This is a genomic window from Kosakonia sp. YIM B13588 (assembly GCF_042788165.1).
GTDB classification, from domain to species: domain Bacteria; phylum Pseudomonadota; class Gammaproteobacteria; order Enterobacterales; family Enterobacteriaceae; genus Kosakonia; species Kosakonia sacchari.
The window spans coordinates 385,871-403,408 of sequence record NZ_JBHZPO010000001.1 but is presented as its reverse complement, the minus strand read 5'-3'; the positions used below and the strand labels follow the sequence as shown (position 1 = coordinate 403,408).

The 17,538-nt window shown below is 57.0% G+C and carries 16 protein-coding genes; 15 read left to right on the top strand and 1 reads right to left on the bottom strand.

The window, feature by feature from the left end:
* Positions 1–126 precede the first annotated feature (126 nt).
* The 9 genes from nifE (at position 127) to nifM (ending at position 8,234) form a co-directional block, all read left to right on the top strand.
* Positions 127–1,500 carry a nitrogenase iron-molybdenum cofactor biosynthesis protein NifE gene (gene nifE, locus ACFX4U_RS01955; RefSeq protein WP_313507146.1) on the top strand — a complete coding sequence of 458 codons (1,374 nt, stop codon included), beginning with the start codon at positions 127–129 and terminating at the stop codon, positions 1,498–1,500.
* A 10-nt stretch (positions 1,501–1,510) separates the two neighbouring features.
* On the top strand, positions 1,511–2,896 hold the full coding sequence (gene nifN / locus ACFX4U_RS01950; RefSeq protein WP_313506993.1) for a nitrogenase iron-molybdenum cofactor biosynthesis protein NifN: 1,386 nt from the start codon (positions 1,511–1,513) through the stop codon (positions 2,894–2,896).
* On the top strand, positions 2,883–3,341 hold the full coding sequence (locus ACFX4U_RS01945; RefSeq protein ID WP_313506994.1) for a NifB/NifX family molybdenum-iron cluster-binding protein: 459 nt from the start codon (positions 2,883–2,885) through the stop codon (positions 3,339–3,341). Before nifN ends, ACFX4U_RS01945 begins: the two co-directional genes overlap by 14 nt.
* 205 nt (positions 3,342–3,546) lie before the next feature.
* Positions 3,547–4,371, top strand: coding sequence for a Fe-S cluster assembly protein NifU (gene nifU, locus ACFX4U_RS01940; protein ID WP_313507147.1), 825 nt, complete (start codon positions 3,547–3,549; stop codon positions 4,369–4,371).
* Between the two features lie 32 nt (positions 4,372–4,403).
* A complete protein-coding gene (gene nifS, locus ACFX4U_RS01935) occupies positions 4,404–5,597 on the top strand; it encodes a cysteine desulfurase NifS (RefSeq protein WP_313506995.1) in 1,194 nt (397 codons plus the stop codon).
* 9 nt (positions 5,598–5,606) lie between these two features.
* Complete coding sequence (nifV, locus tag ACFX4U_RS01930; protein WP_313506996.1) at positions 5,607–6,752, top strand: homocitrate synthase; 1,146 nt, start codon at positions 5,607–5,609, stop codon at positions 6,750–6,752.
* 2 nt (positions 6,753–6,754) lie between these two features.
* Positions 6,755–7,012, top strand: a complete 258-nt coding sequence (locus ACFX4U_RS01925) for a nitrogenase-stabilizing/protective protein NifW (RefSeq protein WP_305736140.1) — start codon at positions 6,755–6,757, stop codon at positions 7,010–7,012.
* On the top strand, positions 7,009–7,452 hold the full coding sequence (locus ACFX4U_RS01920; RefSeq protein ID WP_305736141.1) for a nitrogen fixation protein NifZ: 444 nt from the start codon (positions 7,009–7,011) through the stop codon (positions 7,450–7,452). The genes ACFX4U_RS01925 and ACFX4U_RS01920 overlap by 4 nt, the downstream gene beginning before the upstream one ends.
* A complete protein-coding gene (gene nifM, locus ACFX4U_RS01915; protein ID WP_313506998.1) occupies positions 7,449–8,234 on the top strand; it encodes a nitrogen fixation protein NifM in 786 nt (261 codons plus the stop codon). The genes ACFX4U_RS01920 and nifM overlap by 4 nt, the downstream gene beginning before the upstream one ends.
* A gap of 36 nt (positions 8,235–8,270) precedes the next feature.
* Here nifM and ACFX4U_RS01910 read toward each other — a convergent pair whose 3' ends face one another.
* Entirely contained in the window at positions 8,271–8,801 is a 531-nt protein-coding gene (locus ACFX4U_RS01910; protein ID WP_313506999.1) for a flavodoxin, read from the bottom strand.
* 354 nt (positions 8,802–9,155) lie between these two features.
* On the opposite strand from ACFX4U_RS01910, the gene nifL reads away from it, so the two are divergent.
* From nifL to ACFX4U_RS01880, 6 genes are all read left to right on the top strand, one after another.
* Positions 9,156–10,643 (top strand): nitrogen fixation negative regulator NifL, encoded by a 1,488-nt coding sequence (gene nifL, locus ACFX4U_RS01905; RefSeq protein ID WP_313507001.1) that lies wholly within the window; start codon positions 9,156–9,158, stop codon positions 10,641–10,643.
* Positions 10,640–12,214, top strand: a complete 1,575-nt coding sequence (gene nifA, locus ACFX4U_RS01900) for a nif-specific transcriptional activator NifA (protein ID WP_313507003.1) — start codon at positions 10,640–10,642, stop codon at positions 12,212–12,214. The genes nifL and nifA overlap by 4 nt, the downstream gene beginning before the upstream one ends.
* 147 nt (positions 12,215–12,361) lie before the next feature.
* Positions 12,362–13,756 carry a nitrogenase cofactor biosynthesis protein NifB gene (gene nifB / locus ACFX4U_RS01895; protein WP_313507005.1) on the top strand — a complete coding sequence of 465 codons (1,395 nt, stop codon included), beginning with the start codon at positions 12,362–12,364 and terminating at the stop codon, positions 13,754–13,756.
* A complete protein-coding gene (locus ACFX4U_RS01890; RefSeq protein ID WP_200551935.1) occupies positions 13,753–14,265 on the top strand; it encodes a nitrogen fixation protein NifQ in 513 nt (170 codons plus the stop codon). Before nifB ends, ACFX4U_RS01890 begins: the two co-directional genes overlap by 4 nt.
* 207 nt (positions 14,266–14,472) lie before the next feature.
* On the top strand, positions 14,473–15,711 hold the full coding sequence (locus tag ACFX4U_RS01885; RefSeq protein WP_313507006.1) for an EAL domain-containing protein: 1,239 nt from the start codon (positions 14,473–14,475) through the stop codon (positions 15,709–15,711).
* A 258-nt stretch (positions 15,712–15,969) separates the two neighbouring features.
* On the top strand, positions 15,970–17,535 hold the full coding sequence (locus tag ACFX4U_RS01880) for a methyl-accepting chemotaxis protein (protein WP_313507007.1): 1,566 nt from the start codon (positions 15,970–15,972) through the stop codon (positions 17,533–17,535).
* The last annotated feature ends 3 nt before the right edge of the window (positions 17,536–17,538 follow it).

Genomic DNA, 17,538 nt, shown 5'->3' with positions numbered 1-17,538 from the left:
TGGGCATTGCGCCAATTGTCTGTTTTGTCACAAAGCGCACAACACTTTCCCCTTAAAAATCAATCACTCTTTTCTGGCTTGCGATTTGCACCATTAACGCTAACCCAACCAGAAAATGAGGTGATGATGAAGGGGAACGACATCCTGGCCCTGCTCGATGAACCGGCCTGCGAGCATAACCATAAACAGAAATCCGGCTGTAGCGCGCCAAAACCCGGTGCGACTGCCGGAGGCTGCGCCTTCGACGGCGCACAGATCACCCTGCTGCCACTTTCCGACGTGGCGCATCTGGTACATGGCCCGATTGGCTGCGCCGGTAGCTCATGGGATAACCGCGGCAGCCTGAGCTCCGGCCCGCGAGTTAACCGGCTCGGCTTCACCACCGATTTGAACGAGCAGGATGTCATCATGGGACGCGGCGAGCGGCGGCTGTTTCACGCGGTGCGCCATATTGTCGACCGCTATCATCCGGCGGCGGTATTTATTTACAACACCTGCGTTCCGGCAATGGAAGGCGATGACATTGAAGCCGTCTGCCAGGCCGCAGCGACCGCCACCGGTGTGCCCGTGATTGCCGTAGATGTGGCCGGTTTTTACGGTAGCAAAAACCTGGGTAACCGCCTGGCGGGCGAAGTGATGGTGAAAAAAGTCATCGGCGGACGCGAACCCGCGCCGTGGCCGGAAAATACCCCTTTTGCCCCGGCGCACCGCCATGATATTGGCCTGATTGGCGAATTTAACATCGCCGGCGAGTTCTGGCATATCCAGCCACTGCTTGATGAGCTGGGGATTCGCGTCCTGGGAACCCTTTCCGGCGACGGGCGCTTTGCCGAGATCCAGACGCTGCACCGTGCGCAGGTCAATATGCTGGTTTGCTCCAGGGCGCTGATTAATGTCGCCAGATCGCTGGAACAACGCTACGGCACGCCGTGGTTTGAAGGCAGTTTTTATGGCGTTCGCGCCACTTCTGATGCCCTGCGCCAGCTGGCAACACTCACCGGCGATAGCGATTTAATGGCGCGCACCGAACAGCTGATTACGCGTGAGGAGCGCGCAACAGAACAGGCACTGGCCCCGCTGCGCGAACGTTTACGCGGCAGGAAAGTGCTGCTCTATACCGGTGGCGTTAAATCCTGGTCGGTGGTTTCGGCACTGCAGGATCTCGGCATGACGGTCGTCGCTACCGGAACCCGCAAATCCACCGAAGAGGATAAACAGCGCATCCGTGAACTGATGGGCGATGACGCCATTATGCTGGACGAAGGCAACGCCCGCGCCTTGCTGGATGTGGTTTATCGCTGCAAAGCCGACATGATGATCGCAGGCGGTCGCAACATGTACACCGCCTATAAAGCGCGTCTGCCCTTTCTTGATATCAACCAGGAGCGTGAGCACGCCTTTGCCGGTTATCGCGGCATCATCACGCTTGCCGAACAACTTTGTCAGACCCTGGAAAGCCCGGTCTGGCCGCAAACGCATGCCCGCGCGCCGTGGCAATAAGGAGCGTTCAATGGCCGAAATTCTGCGCAGTAAAAAACCGCTGGCGGTCAGCCCGATAAAAAGCGGCCAGCCGCTGGGGGCGATCCTCGCAAGCCTGGGTGTCGAACAGTGCATACCGCTGGTACACGGCGCACAGGGATGTAGCGCGTTCGCGAAGGTGTTCTTTATTCAACATTTTCACGATCCGATCCCCCTGCAATCGACGGCGATGGATCCGACTTCCACCATTATGGGCGCCGATGAAAACATTTTTACCGCGCTCAATGTTCTCTGCCAGCGCAACGCCGCGAAAGCCATTGTGCTGCTCAGCACCGGGCTTTCAGAAGCCCAGGGCAGCGACATTTCGCGGGTGGTGCGCCAGTTTCGTGATGATTTTCCCCGGCATAAAGGCGTTGCGCTGCTCACCGTCAACACACCCGATTTCTACGGCTCGCTGGAAAACGGCTACAGCGCCGTGCTGGAAAGCATGATTGAACAGTGGGTACCCGCACAGCCCGCCGCCAGCCTGCGCAACCGCCGTGTCAACCTGCTGGTCAGCCATTTACTGACACCAGGCGATATCGAACTGTTGCGCAGTTATGTTGAAGCCTTCGGCCTGCAACCGGTGATTGTGCCGGATCTGTCGCTGTCGCTGGACGGGCATCTGGCAGAGGGTGATTTTTCGCCTGTTACCCAGGGGGGAACATCGCTGCGTATGATTGAACAGATGGGGCAAAACCTGGCCACCTTTGTGATTGGCAACTCGCTGGGCCGTGCGGCGGCGTTACTGGCGCAGCGCAGCCGTGGCGAGGTGATCGCCTTGCCGCATCTGATGACGCTTGAGGCGTGCGACATGTTTATTCATCGATTGAAAACCCTCTCCGGGCGCGATGTCCCCGCGTGGATTGAGCGCCAGCGCGGGCAAGTGCAGGATGCGATGATCGATTGCCATATGTGGCTGCAGGGTGCGGCTATCGCCATGGCAGCAGAAGGCGATCACCTGGCGGCGTGGTGCGATTTCGCCCGCAGCCAGGGCATGATCCCCGGCCCGATTGTCGCACCGGTCAGCCAGCCGGGATTGCAAAATCTGCCGGTGGAAACCGTGGTTATCGGCGATCTGGAAGATATGCAGGATCGGCTTTGCGCGACGCCCGCCGCGTTACTGGTGGCCAATTCTCATGCCGCCGATCTCGCCGCGCAGTTTGATTTGTCACTTATCCGCGCCGGGTTCCCGGTGTATGACCGGCTGGGGGAATTTCGTCGCCTGCGCCAGGGGTACAGCGGCATTCGTGACACGCTGTTTGAGCTGGCGAATGTGATGCGCGAGCGCCATCACCCGCCTACAACCTACCGCTCGCCGCTGCGCCAGCACGCCGACGACAACGTTACGCCTGGAGATCTGTATGCCGCATGTTAATCGTCAGTTCAGCACCATTTGTCAGGGCGAATGGTCAATGAAAGTCGCTTTTGCCAGTTCGGATTATCACCATGTGGATCAACACTTTGGCGCCACGCCAAAATTGGTGATCTATGGCGTGAAAGAGCACGACGTCACGCTGTTGCGGGTGGTGGATTTCTCGGTGCTCGCCGGGCACCAGCAAGAGAAGCTCGATTGTCGCATTCACGCGCTGGAAGATTGCGTCACGCTCTACTGCGTGGCGATTGGCGAAGCGGTTTTTCGCCAGCTTTTGCAAATCGGCGTACGTGCGGTTCGCGTGCCGCAAGCGACCACCATTGCCGGGTTGTTGCAGGAAATTCAGCACTACTGGTATGACAAAGAGCAGCGTAAAACCGCCCGCAATCCGCAGCGCTTCGCCCGCATGCTACAGGAACAAACATGGCAGGAAGAGGATGAGCATTAGTCACACGCCGTGTCGGTTGTGTGACAAAGCCAACATAAAATCGCGACACAGCACCGGGTTTTATGTTGGCCATTCAATTTACTTCATTGAAATACAACGTTTTTCCCTTCTGGTATTGCTTTTGCTTGATTGTCATCACCCGCCGTTGATTGAGGCGGTGAAATGCGCCACGGCGCTTTCCGTCATCTCTCATGGGAGCCAGCACATGTGGAATTACTCCGAGAAAGTGAAAGATCATTTTTTTAATCCCCGTAACGCACGGGTGGTGGATAACGCCAACGCCGTGGGCGATGTGGGTTCGTTGAGCTGTGGCGATGCGCTGCGGCTGATGCTGCGCGTGGATCCGCAAAGTGAAACCATCCTCGAAGCCGGGTTTCAGACGTTTGGCTGCGGCAGCGCGATTGCCTCCTCTTCGGCGCTCACCGAGCTGATTATCGGCCGCACGCTGGCACAGGCTGAGCAGGTAACCAACCAGCAGATCGCGGATTACCTCGATGGCCTGCCGCCGCAAAAAATGCACTGCTCGGTGATGGGTCAGGAGGCGCTGCGGGCGGCGATTGCCCACTACCGTGGCGAAACGCTGATCGATGAGCACGAAGAAGGCGCGCTGATTTGCAAATGTTTTGGCGTCGATGAAGGGCAAATTCGCCGCGCGGTGCTGAGTAACGGGCTGACCACCCTTGACGAGGTGATCAACTACACCAAAGCGGGCGGTGGCTGCACCGCGTGTCATGAAAAAATTGAACTGGCGCTGGCCGATATTCTCGCTAAGCACCCGCAGGCCGCGGCTGTCGTCACTGCTGAAAAAGATCCGCACTGGCAGGAAGTTGTCGATGCGATCACCGAATTACGCCCGCACATCCAGGCCGATGGCGGCGATATGTCGCTGCTTAGCGTCAACAATCATACCGTCACCGTCAGCCTTTCCGGCAGTTGCAGCGGCTGCATGATGACCGATATGACGCTCGCCTGGCTCCAGCAAAAACTGATGGAGCGTACCGGCTGTTATATGGACGTCGTGGCCGCCTGAGCCACCACATGTCAACCGTTGGGGGAGAAACTATGAAACAGGTCTATCTGGACAATAACGCCACCACCCGTATCGACCCGATGGTGCTGGAAGCGATGATGCCATTCTTAACCGAACATTACGGTAACCCGTCGTCGATTCACGACTTTGGCACCCCCTCCCGCGCCGCGCTTGAACGTGCTCGCCAGCAAGTCGCCGCGCTGCTGGGGGCCGATCACACTAGCGAAATCATTTTCACCTCTTGCGCGACCGAGGCCACCAGCACCGCGCTGCACGCCTGCGTTGAGCTGATGCCGGAGCGCCGGGAGATAATTACCACCGCCGTTGAACACCCGGCTACCCTCGCCGTGTGTGAACATCTGGAACGCCAGGGCTACCTTATCCATCGCATTGGTGTGAATGCCAGCGGCGCACTGGATATGGAACAGTATCGCCGCGTGCTGAGCACGCGTGTGGCGGCGGTCAGCGTCATGTGGGCGAATAACGAAACCGGCGTGCTGTTTCCGGTGATCGAAATGGCCGCCATGGCGCAGGAATATGGCGCGCTGTTTCACTGCGATGCGGTACAAGTGGTGGGCAAAATCCCGCTGGATATCGCCCGCACGCAGATCGATATGCTCTCCTGCTCGGCGCATAAACTGCACGGGCCAAAAGGTGTGGGTTGCCTCTATTTGCGCCGTGGCACCCGCTTTCGTCCGCTGCTGCGCGGTGGGCATCAGGAGCGCGGCCGCCGCGCCGGTACAGAGAATATCGCCGGGATTGTCGGCATGGGCGCGGCGTGCGAACTGGCGCAGATCCACCTGCCGGGTAGCGCGGGCATCGCCAGCCTGCGCGATCGCCTGCAAGACGAACTGGTGAAACAGGTGCCGTCAGTAATGGTGATGGGCGGCGATCAACCCCGCGTCCCCGGCACGGCGAACCTGGCGTTCGAATTTATCGAAGGGGAAGCCATTTTGCTGCTCCTCAACCAGGCCGGGATCGCCGCCTCCAGCGGCAGCGCCTGCACTTCGGGTTCGCTGGAACCGTCGCATGTGATGCGGGCCATGAACATTCCCTACACAGCAGCGCATGGCAGTATTCGTTTTTCACTCTCGCGCTATACGCGGGAAAAAGAGATCGACTATGTGATAGAGACGCTGCCAGCCATTATTACGCGTCTGCGCGCGCTTTCTCCCTACTGGCAGGACGGCCCGACCCCCGCCACCTTTACGCCGGTTTACGGCTAAGGCGGCGACATGTCCAGGGTCGTGATCAATGACACCACGCTGCGCGACGGCGAACAGAGCCCCGGCGTCGCCTTTTGCGCCAGCGAGAAAATCGCCATTGCCGAAGCGCTGTTTGCCGCCGGGGTGACCGCGCTGGAAGTCGGCACCCCGGCGATGGGCGGCGAAGAACGCCAACGGATGCGCCAGGTGCGCCAGCTGTTGCCTGACGCCACGCTCATGGCCTGGTGTCGCATGAATACCGATGAAATCAGCCAGAGCGCCGATCTCGGCATGAACTGGGTGGATATCTCGCTACCGGCTTCTGACAAGCTGCGCCAGTACAAATTGCGCGAACCGCTGCCAGTGGTGCTGGATAAGCTGGCCACGCTGATTGCCCAGGCGCGACGCCAGGGGTTACAGGTCTGTATTGGTTGCGAAGACGCATCACGCGCCAGCGATCGGACATTAGCGGAGATTGCGCACGTCGCCCGCAGCGCAGGCGCGCAGCGCTTGCGTTTTGCCGATACCCTTGGCCTGCTCGATCCCTTCACCACCGCCCAGCGTATCAGCGCCCTGCGTCAAAACTGGTCTGGTGAAATTGAGATGCACGCCCATAACGATCTCGGTATGGCGACCGCCAATACGCTGGCGGCGGTACGCGCCGGAGCAACCAGTGTCAATACGACCGTGCTGGGTCTTGGCGAACGCGCCGGTAACGCCGCGCTGGAAACCGTTGCGCTCGGTCTGAGCCGCTGTCTGGGGCTGGATAGCGGCGTGGATTTCACGCAATTACCGTTGCTCTGCCAGCAGGTCGCCGATGCCGCCCGGCGCCCCATTGACCCACAGCAACCGCTGGTTGGCGCGCAGGTATTTACCCACGAATCCGGCGTGCATGTCGCCGCCCTGCTGCGCGATCGCGAAAGCTACCAGGCCATCGACCCGGCGCTGATCGGGCGCGAATACCGGCTGGTGCTCGGTAAGCACTCCGGACGCCAGGCCGTGGAAGGTGTGTTTACCCGGCTGGGCTATCACCTTAACGCCCTGCAAGTCGACCTGCTGCTGCCCGCCATTCGCCGCGTGGCGGAAAACAGCAAACGCACACCGCAAGACGATGAACTGATTGCGCTTTACACCACGTTGTGTGGCACAAGCGCCCCACACCTGGCGAGGGGCTAAAGATGGAATGGTTTTATCAGATCCCCGGCGTGGCTGAACTCGACAGCGCCGAGTCCTTTTTTACTTTTTTCTCCGTACCTTATGAACCGCTGACGCTGCGCCGTTGCTGCCTGCTGGTGCTGCGCGAATTTCACCAGCGCCTGCGTGACCATGTGCCGCTGCGGAATCTGCTCGAAGCCACTCCCCGCGAGCCCTGGCTACTGGCGCGCAGACTGCTGGCAGAAAGCTACGAGCACTGTGCAACGGAGCCGACATCATGAAACCACTGTATGCGTTTGGTGAGGAAGTTCGCGTTAGCCGTACTATCCGCAACGATGGCACCATGCCGGGTTACCGGCGCGGCGATTTGCTGGTGCGCCGTGGTAGCACGGGTTTTGTCCGCGAATGGGGTACTTTTCTGCTGGAAAAAGTGATTTATCAAATCCATTTTCCCGACTGCGGTTTGATTGTGGGTTGCCGTGAGCAGGAACTGCTGCCGCTTTCCGCGCCCTGGCACGCCGGACAGTTCCAGTACGGTGATACCGTCGCCTGCCGCCACGCGCTGGCCATCGGTGATAACATCGTGGTGGCCGCCGGAGAACAAGGCCAGATCACCGCCACGGGCCAGGGAGACGATGAAGAGAGTTACACCGTCACCTTTTCCGGGCGCTGGTTTCAGGTTCCCGCCCGCGCCATGATCTTGCTGGAGACGCCGCTATGATGGCGTGGGAGCGTTTCGCCCGTCGACGGCTGGCGCTGACCCGCTGGCACTGCGAGCCGGAAAACATCCCGGCGGCACACCAGCAGGCATTTGACCACGCCTGGGCGCGCCAGCGTCAGCTCGAACGGGCGGTCGTTGCTATTACGCGCGACGCCATCATTCCTGACGAGCTGCGTAATGCCGTGGCTACATCGCTGGCACCGCAGCTTGATGAATGCCCTTTTACCCCTGCCGAGCGCCAGGCGGTGATCGCGCATCATGCCTGTCTGGAAAGGCAGTTTGCTGAAGTTGCCAGCAAAGCGCCGGTTCCGGACGATGCGAGTGTGTTGCGCTGGTATCAGCAACATCAGGCGCAATTTATGCGCCCGGAACAACGCTTAACCTCGCATCTGCTGCTGACCACAGAGCAAAACCACGCCGGAATAAGAAAACAGATCACCCGCTTTTATCAGCAAATCCGTGACAACCGCGCGGCCTTTCCCCGGCTGGCGGCGCGCCATTCGCACTGCCCCAGCGCGCTGGAAGGTGGGCGTCTGGGCTGGGTAAGCCGTGGCCTGCTCTTTGCGGAACTGGAAAACGCGCTGTTTGCGCTGCAAACGGATGAGGTCAGCCAGCCGGTCGAAACGGCGCTGGGCTGGCATTTGTTATGGTGCGAACAGATCCACCAACCGGCACTGATGGCGAAGGCTGATGCGCTGGCGAAAGCGCGGGAGTATTTGTTCCGTCAGTCCCAGCAACAGTGGCAACGCCAGTGGCTGGCGTCATTATTACAGGCGAGCTGAAAGCCCGGTGATCGGTTATCAACCGGGCTTCAGGCATTAGAAGATCAGCGGTTTGAGCGTATCCAGCCACGCTTCGATGCGTTCATCGGTCAGGTCGTACTGGTTATCCTGATCCAGCACCAGACCGATAAAGTTATCAGCCTCAAGCGCGGACGATGAACCAAAGGTATATCCCTCATTGGGCCAGTGGCCGACCATCTGCGCCCCGCAGCTTTTCAGCGTGTCGTATAACGGGCGCAGGCCGCTGGCGAAATTATCCGGGTAACCCACCTGATCACCCAGACCAAACAGCGCCACCGTTTTACCACGCAGGCTTTCGCTTTGCAGTTGGGTGACAAATTCACTCCAGGACTCATCCTCGCAACCGGCAGCCAGCCCCGGCAGTTGCCCGTCGCCGAGCGTCGGGGTGCCTAATATCAGCACCGGATACGAGAGAAAAGTGTCTACATCGGTTCGGTTGATATTGACCGGCGCATCCGCCAGCCCGCCCAGTTTCTGGTGGATCTGTTTGGCGATTTTGCGGGTCTTGCCGGTGTCGGTGCCGAAAAAAATACCAATATTTGCCATAACACACGCTCCTGTTGAAAAAGAGATCCCGCCGGGAAATGCGGTGAACGTGTCTGATATTGCGAAGAGTGTGCCAGTTTTGGTCGCGGGCAAAACCTGCACCAGTTTGGTTATTAATGCACCAGCCTGGCGCTTTTTTTCGCCGGGTTTCTCCTCGCTAATGCCCGCCAGGCACGGCTTTGGTGCTGATAGCGCGCTGAATACCGATCTGGATCAAGGTTTTGTCGGGTTATCAGCCAAAAGGTGCACTCTTTGCATGGTTATACGTGCCTGACATGTTGTCCGGGCGACAAACGGCCTGGTGGCACAAATTGTCAGAACTACGACACGACTAACTGACCGCAGGAGTGTGCGATGACCCTGAATATGATGATAGATGCCGGCGCGCCCGAGGCAATCGCCGGTGCGCTTTCGCGACACCATCCTGGGCTGTTTTTTACCATCGTTGAAGAAGCGCCCGTCGCCATTTCGCTGACTGATGCCGACGCACGCATTGTCTATGCCAACCCGGCTTTCTGCCGCCAGACCGGCTATGAACTAGAAGCGTTGTTGCAGCAAAATCCCCGCCTGCTTGCAAGTCGCCAAACCCCACGGGAAATCTATCAGGATATGTGGCACACCTTGTTACAACGCCGACCGTGGCGCGGGCAATTGATTAACCGCCACCGCGACGGCAGCCTGTATCTGGTCGAGATCGATATCACCCCGGTGATTAACCCGTTTGGCGAACTGGAACACTACCTGGCAATGCAGCGCGATATCAGCGCCAGTTATGCGCTGGAGCAGCGGTTGCGTAATCACATGACGCTGACCGAAGCGGTGCTGAATAACATTCCGGCGGCGGTGGTTGTAGTGGATGAACGCGATCATGTGGTTATGGATAACCTTGCCTACAAAACGTTCTGTGCCGACTGCGGCGGAAAAGAGCTCCTGAGCGAACTCAATTTTTCAACCCGAAAAGCGGAGCTGGCAAACGGCCAGGTCTTACCGGTGGTGCTGTGCGGTGAGGTGCGCTGGTTGTCGGTGACCTGCTGGGCGCTGCCGGGCGTCAGCGAAGAAGCCAGTCGCTACTTTATTGATAACAGGCTGACGCGCACGCTGGTGGTGATCACCGACGACACCCAACAACGCCAGCAACAGGAACAGGGCCGGCTTGACCGCCTTAAGCAGCAGATGACCAACGGCAAACTACTGGCGGCGATCCGCGAAGCGCTTGACGCCGCGCTGATCCAGCTTAACTGCCCCATCAATATGCTGGCGGCGGCGCGACGTTTAAATGGCAGTGATAACAACAATGTGGCGCTCGACGCCGCGTGGCGCGAAGGTGAAGAGGCGATGGCACGGCTGAAACGTTGCCGCCCGTCGCTGGAACTGGAAAGTGCGGCCGTCTGGCCGCTACAACCCTTTTTTGACGATCTGCGCGCGCTTTATCACACCCGCTATGAGCAGGGGAAAAATTTGCAGGTCACACTGGATTCCCATCATCTGGTGGGATTTGGTCAACGTACGCAACTGTTGGCCTGCCTGAGTCTGTGGCTCGATCGCACGCTGGATATTGCCGCCGGGCTGGGTGATTTCACCGCGCAAACGCAGATTTACGCCCGCGAAGAAGAGGGCTGGCTCTCTTTGTATATTACTGACAATGTGCCGCTGATCCCGCTGCGCCACACCCACTCGCCGGATGCGCTTAACGCTCCGGGAAAAGGCATGGAGCTGCGCCTGATCCAGACGCTGGTGGCACACCACCACGGCGCAATAGAACTCACTTCACACCCCGAAGGGGGAAGCTGCCTGACCCTACGATTCCCGCTATTTCATTCACTGACCGGAGGCTCAAAATGACCCAGCGAACCGAGTCGGGTAATACCGTCTGGCGCTTCGATTTGTCCCAGCAGTTCACTGCGATGCAGCGCATAAGCGTGGTACTCAGCCGGGCGACCGAGGTCGATCAGACGCTCCAGCAAGTGCTGTGCGTATTGCACAATGACGCCTTTTTGCAGCACGGCATGATCTGTCTGTACGACAGCCAGCAGGCGATTTTGAATATTGAGGCTTTGCAGGAAGCCGATCAGCAGTTAATCCCCGGCAGCTCGCAAATCCGCTATCGTCCGGGCGAAGGGCTGGTCGGGACGGTGCTTTCGCAGGGCCAATCATTAGTGCTGGCGCGCGTTGCTGACGATCAGCGCTTTCTTGACCGGCTCGGGTTGTATGATTACAACCTGCCGTTTATCGCCGTGCCGCTGATAGGGCCAGATGCGCAGACTTTCGGTGTGCTGACGGCACAACCCATGGCGCGTTACGAAGAGCGATTACCCGCCTGCACCCGCTTTCTGGAAACGGTCGCCAACCTGGTCGCGCAAACCGTGCGTTTGATGGCACCACCGGCAGTGCGCCCTTCCCCGCGCGCCGCCATAACACAGGCCGCCAGCCCGAAATCCTGCACGGCCTCACGCGCATTTGGCTTTGAAAATATGGTCGGTAACAGCCCGGCGATGCGCCAGACAATGGAAATTATCCGTCAGGTTTCGCGCTGGGACACCACCGTTCTGGTACGCGGAGAGAGCGGCACCGGCAAGGAACTGATTGCCAACGCCATCCATCACAATTCGCCGCGCGCCGGTGCGCCATTTGTGAAATTCAACTGTGCGGCGCTGCCGGACACACTGCTTGAAAGCGAATTGTTCGGTCATGAAAAAGGGGCCTTTACCGGTGCGGTACGCCAGCGTAAAGGCCGTTTTGAGCTGGCCGATGGCGGTACGCTGTTTCTCGACGAGATTGGGGAAAGTAGCGCCTCGTTCCAGGCGAAGCTGCTGCGCATTTTGCAGGAAGGCGAAATGGAACGCGTCGGCGGCGACGAGACACTGCAAGTGAATGTGCGCATTATTGCCGCAACGAACCGCAACCTTGAAGATGAAGTCCGGCTGGGACACTTTCGCGAAGATCTCTATTATCGCCTGAATGTGATGCCCATCGCCCTGCCGCCGCTGCGCGAACGCCAGGAGGACATTGCCGAGCTGGCGCACTTTCTGGTGCGTAAAATTGCCCATAACCAGAGCCGTACGCTGCGCATTAGCGAGGGCGCTATCCGCCTGCTGATGAGCTACAACTGGCCCGGTAATGTGCGCGAACTGGAAAACTGCCTTGAGCGCTCGGCGGTGATGTCGGAGAACGGTCTGATCGATCGGGATGTGATTTTGTTTAATCATCGCGACCAGCCAGCCAAACCGCTGGTTATCAGCGTCTCGCATGATGATAGCTGGCTCGATAACAACCTTGACGAGCGTCAGCGGCTGATTGCAGCGCTGGAAAAAGCGGGATGGGTACAAGCCAAAGCCGCGCGCTTGCTGGGGATGACGCCGCGCCAGGTCGCCTATCGCATTCAGACGATGGATATTACCCTGCCAAGGCTATAAACAGCGGTTGTGGCATTCGGTACATTGTCAGCCAAATGCCACAAAACCGACAACCCCCACAAAACAAATACTGCTATTTTTCAATATGTTGTATCAGGAACAGGATTTGCAACAACCTAGAATAATTCCGTAAACGGAGGTACTTCCATGATGTCCTGTTCATCCGCCGCGGGCGGTTCCCGCTGTCAGCCAACGCCGTCTGAGCCGCTTTCTGCTGCCATCGCCGGTAAAGTGGCGCTGCACCCGTGCTACTCAAAAAGCGGTCATCACCGCTTTGCGCGGATGCATTTACCGGTAGCGCCCGCCTGTAACCTGCAATGTAACTACTGCAATCGCAAATTCGATTGCAGTAACGAATCCCGGCCTGGCGTCTCCTCCTCGCTGTTAACCCCCGAACAGGCGGTGGCGAAAGTACGACAAGTTGCGACGGCTATCCCGCAACTTTCGGTGGTTGGCATTGCCGGGCCGGGCGACCCACTGGCGAATATCGTACGCACCTTCACCACGCTGGAGATGGTGCGTGAACAGTTGCCGGATATGAAATTGTGCCTCTCCACCAATGGATTAATGCTGCCTGACGCCGTTGATCGGCTGGTCAGCCTCGGTGTCGATCACGTGACGGTGACCATCAATACGCTCGATCCGCAGATTGCCGCGCAGATCTACGCCTGGCTTTGGCTCGATGGTGAACGGTACAGCGGACGTGAAGCGGGTGAAATATTGATAGCCCGCCAGCTGGAAGGCGTTCGTCGCCTGACGGCGCAAGGCGTGCTGGTGAAAATCAACTCGGTGTTGATCCCCGGTATTAACGATTTCGCGCTGGCCGATGTCAGCCGCGAACTGCGCGAAGCTGGCGCGTTTATCCATAACATTATGCCGCTGATAGCCCGCCCGGAGCACGGCACGGTGTTTGGTCTTAACGGCCAGGCGGAACCCGATGCAGAGATGGTCGCGCGCGTGCGCGAAAGCTGTGGCGAAGTGATGCCGCAAATGACGCACTGTCAGCAATGCCGCGCGGATGCGATTGGTATGCTTGGCGAAGATCGCAGCCAGCAATTTACCCTGCTACCTGTAGAATCCGCTCCCCAGCCGTGGTTGCCGACGCTGTTTCGTCGCGCGCAGCTTCACGCCAGTATCGTCACCAAAGGAGAATCCGAAGATGCAGAGGCCTGTCTGGTGGCGGTGGCGTCAACGCATGGCGAGCTGATCGACTGCCATTTTGGTCATGCGGATTGCTTTCGAATTTACAGTTTATCGGCCTCGGGTGCCGTGTTGGTCAACGAGCGTTTCACACCCAAATATTGCCAGGGGTCGGATAATTGTGAGCCGCCGGAAAACGACGCGCGAATGGCGACAGTGCTCGACTTGCTGGGCGATGTGAAAGCCGTTTTCTGCGCCCGCATCGGCTACGAACCGTGGCAAAAATTGCAATCGCGCGGCATTCAGCCCTGCGTCGATGATGCCTGGCAACCCATCACTTCCTCGCTGTTACGCTGGTGGCAGGCTGCGCCGACAAAGGGGCAAAACAAGGGGGTGGCATGATGCCCGTTGATGACTGGCTACGGCGCTTGTTGTGGCTTTATTTGCACGGTGAAGGTTGCTACCCGGAAAGAATGGGTTTAAGCGTGAGCGACTGGGAAAATTTGCAGGCGCGTTTCGCCCCGCCTGCGCCAGAAATGCCTGCAGACTGCCGTCTGCGGCAAAAACTGATGAGCGAACTTAACGCCACACGCACCGCAGAGCGCGCGGAGCTGGCACAGTGGCTGGCGTGCCATATGTCGGCGGATGCCGCACCGATGCAGCACATTATTGCCAGCGTCTCACTGGCTTTTAATCACCTGTGGCAGGATCTGGGACTCAGCTCGCGCGCAGAGTTGCGGGAGCTAATGAGCGATTGCTTCGCCCCTTTAGTTGAGATGAACAGCAACAATATGCGCTGGAAAAAGTTTTTCTACCGCCAGCGTTGTCTGCATAGCGAAGGCGAAGTGGTGTGCCGCTCGCCGAGTTGTGATGCCTGCTGCGAACGCCCGCTCTGTTTTGAACCTTCGTAATGTAACCAGCCTGATATCGCAGGTAATCAGGCTTTAACACCGCGCAAAAACCCGCGCCGCCTGTACACTTACCGCTTTGCTGTCCTATTCTTTCACAATAAAAGTCAAATATTTTGCCGCAGTCACACGGTTCCGGTAGCCAGGGTGTTAATGTTGCTTATATATTTGGAAAACATATACAAAAGTACACGGTGTGCGAGGTGGCGAATGTATTCTTTTGTGGCCAGACAGGCGATCTTTGATAACCAATTGAACACCGTCGGTTACGAACTCCTCTTTCGGAACAGCATGGATAACCGCTTCCCCGATATGTCTGCGGAACAGGCCACCACGCAATTAATCGAAGAGCAGTTCCTCAGTGCACCGGTGGGCCGTAAGAGCGACAATAGTACGGTTTACGTCAATTTTCCCTACCAGTTGCTGGTGGAAGGCCTCGCGGAAACGCTGCCGATAAACCGCGTGGTGATTGAAATTCTGGAAAACGCCGAACCGGATCTCAAACTGCTGGAAACCGTCAAACGAATGCACACGCTGGGATTTCGCATTGCGCTGGATGATTTCGAACCCGGAAACCAGTGGGAAGCCTTTATGCCCTATGTCAACGTGATTAAATTTGACATAAGGAGAAGCCCGCGCGAAAAAATTAGCGACTATATCCTCGCCAATCGGGAATTATTACGCCATGCGGTTTTTCTGGCCGAGAAAGTGGAAACCTATGAAGAGTTTGAGACCTTTAAAAAATTAGGTTTTCATCTTTTTCAGGGGTATTTTTTCAGCAAGCCGGTGGTTACTAAACGAAATAAACTGGCGCAAAATCGTGCGTTTGCCCTGAAGCTGATGCAGGAAGTTAACGTTGAATCACCCAATTTAAACAAAATAGAAGATTTGCTGAAACGCGATGTTTCACTCTCTTTTAAAATTATGCGTTATGCGCAAAACATTTTATATAACACCCGCGGCATTAGCGGTTTTCGCAATCAATCACTGCGCGACATCGTGGTCTACCTTGGCATCAGCGAAATGCGCCGTTTTGTACTGGTGGCGTGTCTGACCTCCTTCGAGGATGTTACCAACACCGAAATCTATTACCTGAGCCTGATCCGCGCCAAGTTCTGCGAACTGGTAGCGGCGCGCACCTCGGCCAATAACATCTCTAACGACGCCTTTATGGCGGGTCTCTTTTCGCTGCTGGATGTGATCCTCGGGCTACCGCTGGAAGAGCTGATGGCGCAAATCGCTGTCTCGCCGGAAGTGGCAAAAGCGCTAGAAGCGAACAGCGGTGAACTCTACCCGTATGTGCGACTGGCGCGTCTGTACGAGCAGCGAATGTGGGATGAAGCCAGCGACGTGGCGCACGAAATTGGCTTACCCAATTCGGCGATTTCCGAGATGATGAACCAGGCAGCAAAATGGGCAGATGAACTGCCGATTACTATTTCTCATTAATTTTTTCTGCACACTAAAGGCAGTGTGCAGAAAATAAACCCCAGCACAAAGACACTGTTTGAAACAATATTTCACTTCACTGAAGTATAATTCACCCACCTTTTTAACAACCCCTCTTGCCTTAATCTAAATTAAAAATCCGATGTGTGCTATTGCACAAAAATCATAGCGATATGTGATTGAGATCAGATAAATAGATCAATTTTTCCTAAAATATTGCCGTTATTAATATTACCTTTCTTTACTTAGTTGTGGATTATGAAAAAAATAGCGCAGGCCACCGTATTAACCAAACTGCTTATCGGCTTCTCCATCTTGATCGTGATGATGTTGCTGCTGGGCGTTGTTTCTATTTATCAGCTTAACAACACCAATAAAAATATTGACCAGTTCCGCGAAAGCAGAATGCCAGGCGTTCGCTATACCCTTGAAATGCGAGGCGTCTTAGCAGAAATGCGTTTGCAACAGGTGCAGTATATTGCCTCCACCACGCCTGCGTCGCTGGATCAACACCGCGGCGAATTGCTGCAAAACCAGGCAACTTTCCTGAATGCTCAGCAGCAGTACGCAAAAATCTCGGCCAATGAGCCGCAAGAGATGCGCGCGCTGTTCACTACCGTGGTGGATAACTTTAAAAACTTTGTCGACGTTAACGCCAAAGTGATCGACGCTATGAATCGCGGCGATGCGGCGGAAGCGGCCAAAATCAGCGGCGCGGTATCCGCAAAATATCGTACCCAGTTGATGAAAGATCTGGCGACGCTGGTGGATATGGAAGTCGCGATTGGTGATAAAGCCGGGGAAGATTCTCAGGCGGGTTATCGCCAGGCGCTTTATTTGCTGAGCGGCTTGCTGCTGCTGGCGCTGATCGCCACCGGCGTGATTGCGCTGTTTATTTCGCGTAATCTCTCCCGCCAGCTTGGCGGTGAACCGGCCTATGCGATGTCGATTATGAAGGCAGTCGCTGACGGCAAACTGGGCACCCAGGTTGCGCTGCGCGAGGGCGACAGCGAAAGCCTGCTGGCGACCATCCATTTAATGAACAGTAAACTGGCGGAAATTATTACCGGTATTATTGACGGCAGCGAATCGATTTCCCACGCCGCAGGCGAAATTGCCGAAGGCAATAACGATTTGTCACAGCGTACCGAAGAACAAGCGGCCTCGCTGGTGCAAACGTCGTCGAACATGCAGCAAATTACCGAAAACGTGAAGAGTAACGCCGAAAACGCCCGCAAAGCGAGCGACCTGGCGCGCCAGACGTCACAAACGGCGGTTAAAGGCGGCAAAGAGGTGCATGACATGCTGAAACGCATGCATGAAATCTCTGACAGCTCGCAGAAAATTGTCGACATCATTTCGGTGATTGAAGGCATCGCTTTCCAGACCAATATCCTGGCGCTGAACGCTGCTGTTGAAGCCGCGCGTGCCGGTGAACAGGGTAAAGGTTTTGCCGTGGTGGCTGGTGAAGTGCGCAACCTGGCGCAGAAAAGTGCCGATGCGGCGAAAGAGATCAAACAGCTGATTGAAGGCACCGTTGAGAAGATAACTGACGGTTCCCGCTACGCCGACACCGCCAGCCGCGCGATGGAAGAGATTGTGACCTCCGTAAACAAAGTGACGGATATTGTTGCTGAGATCTCTGCCGCCTCTACCGAGCAACATCAGGGGATCAAAGAGATTAGCGTCGCGATCGATCAGATGGACCAGGTGACCCAGCAGAACGCCACGCTGGTGGAACAAGCGGCAGTTGCCGCCCAGTCGATGACCGAACAGAGCGAGATACTGCGCGACTCCGTGCGCTTCTTCCAGCTGGCGCGTTAATCG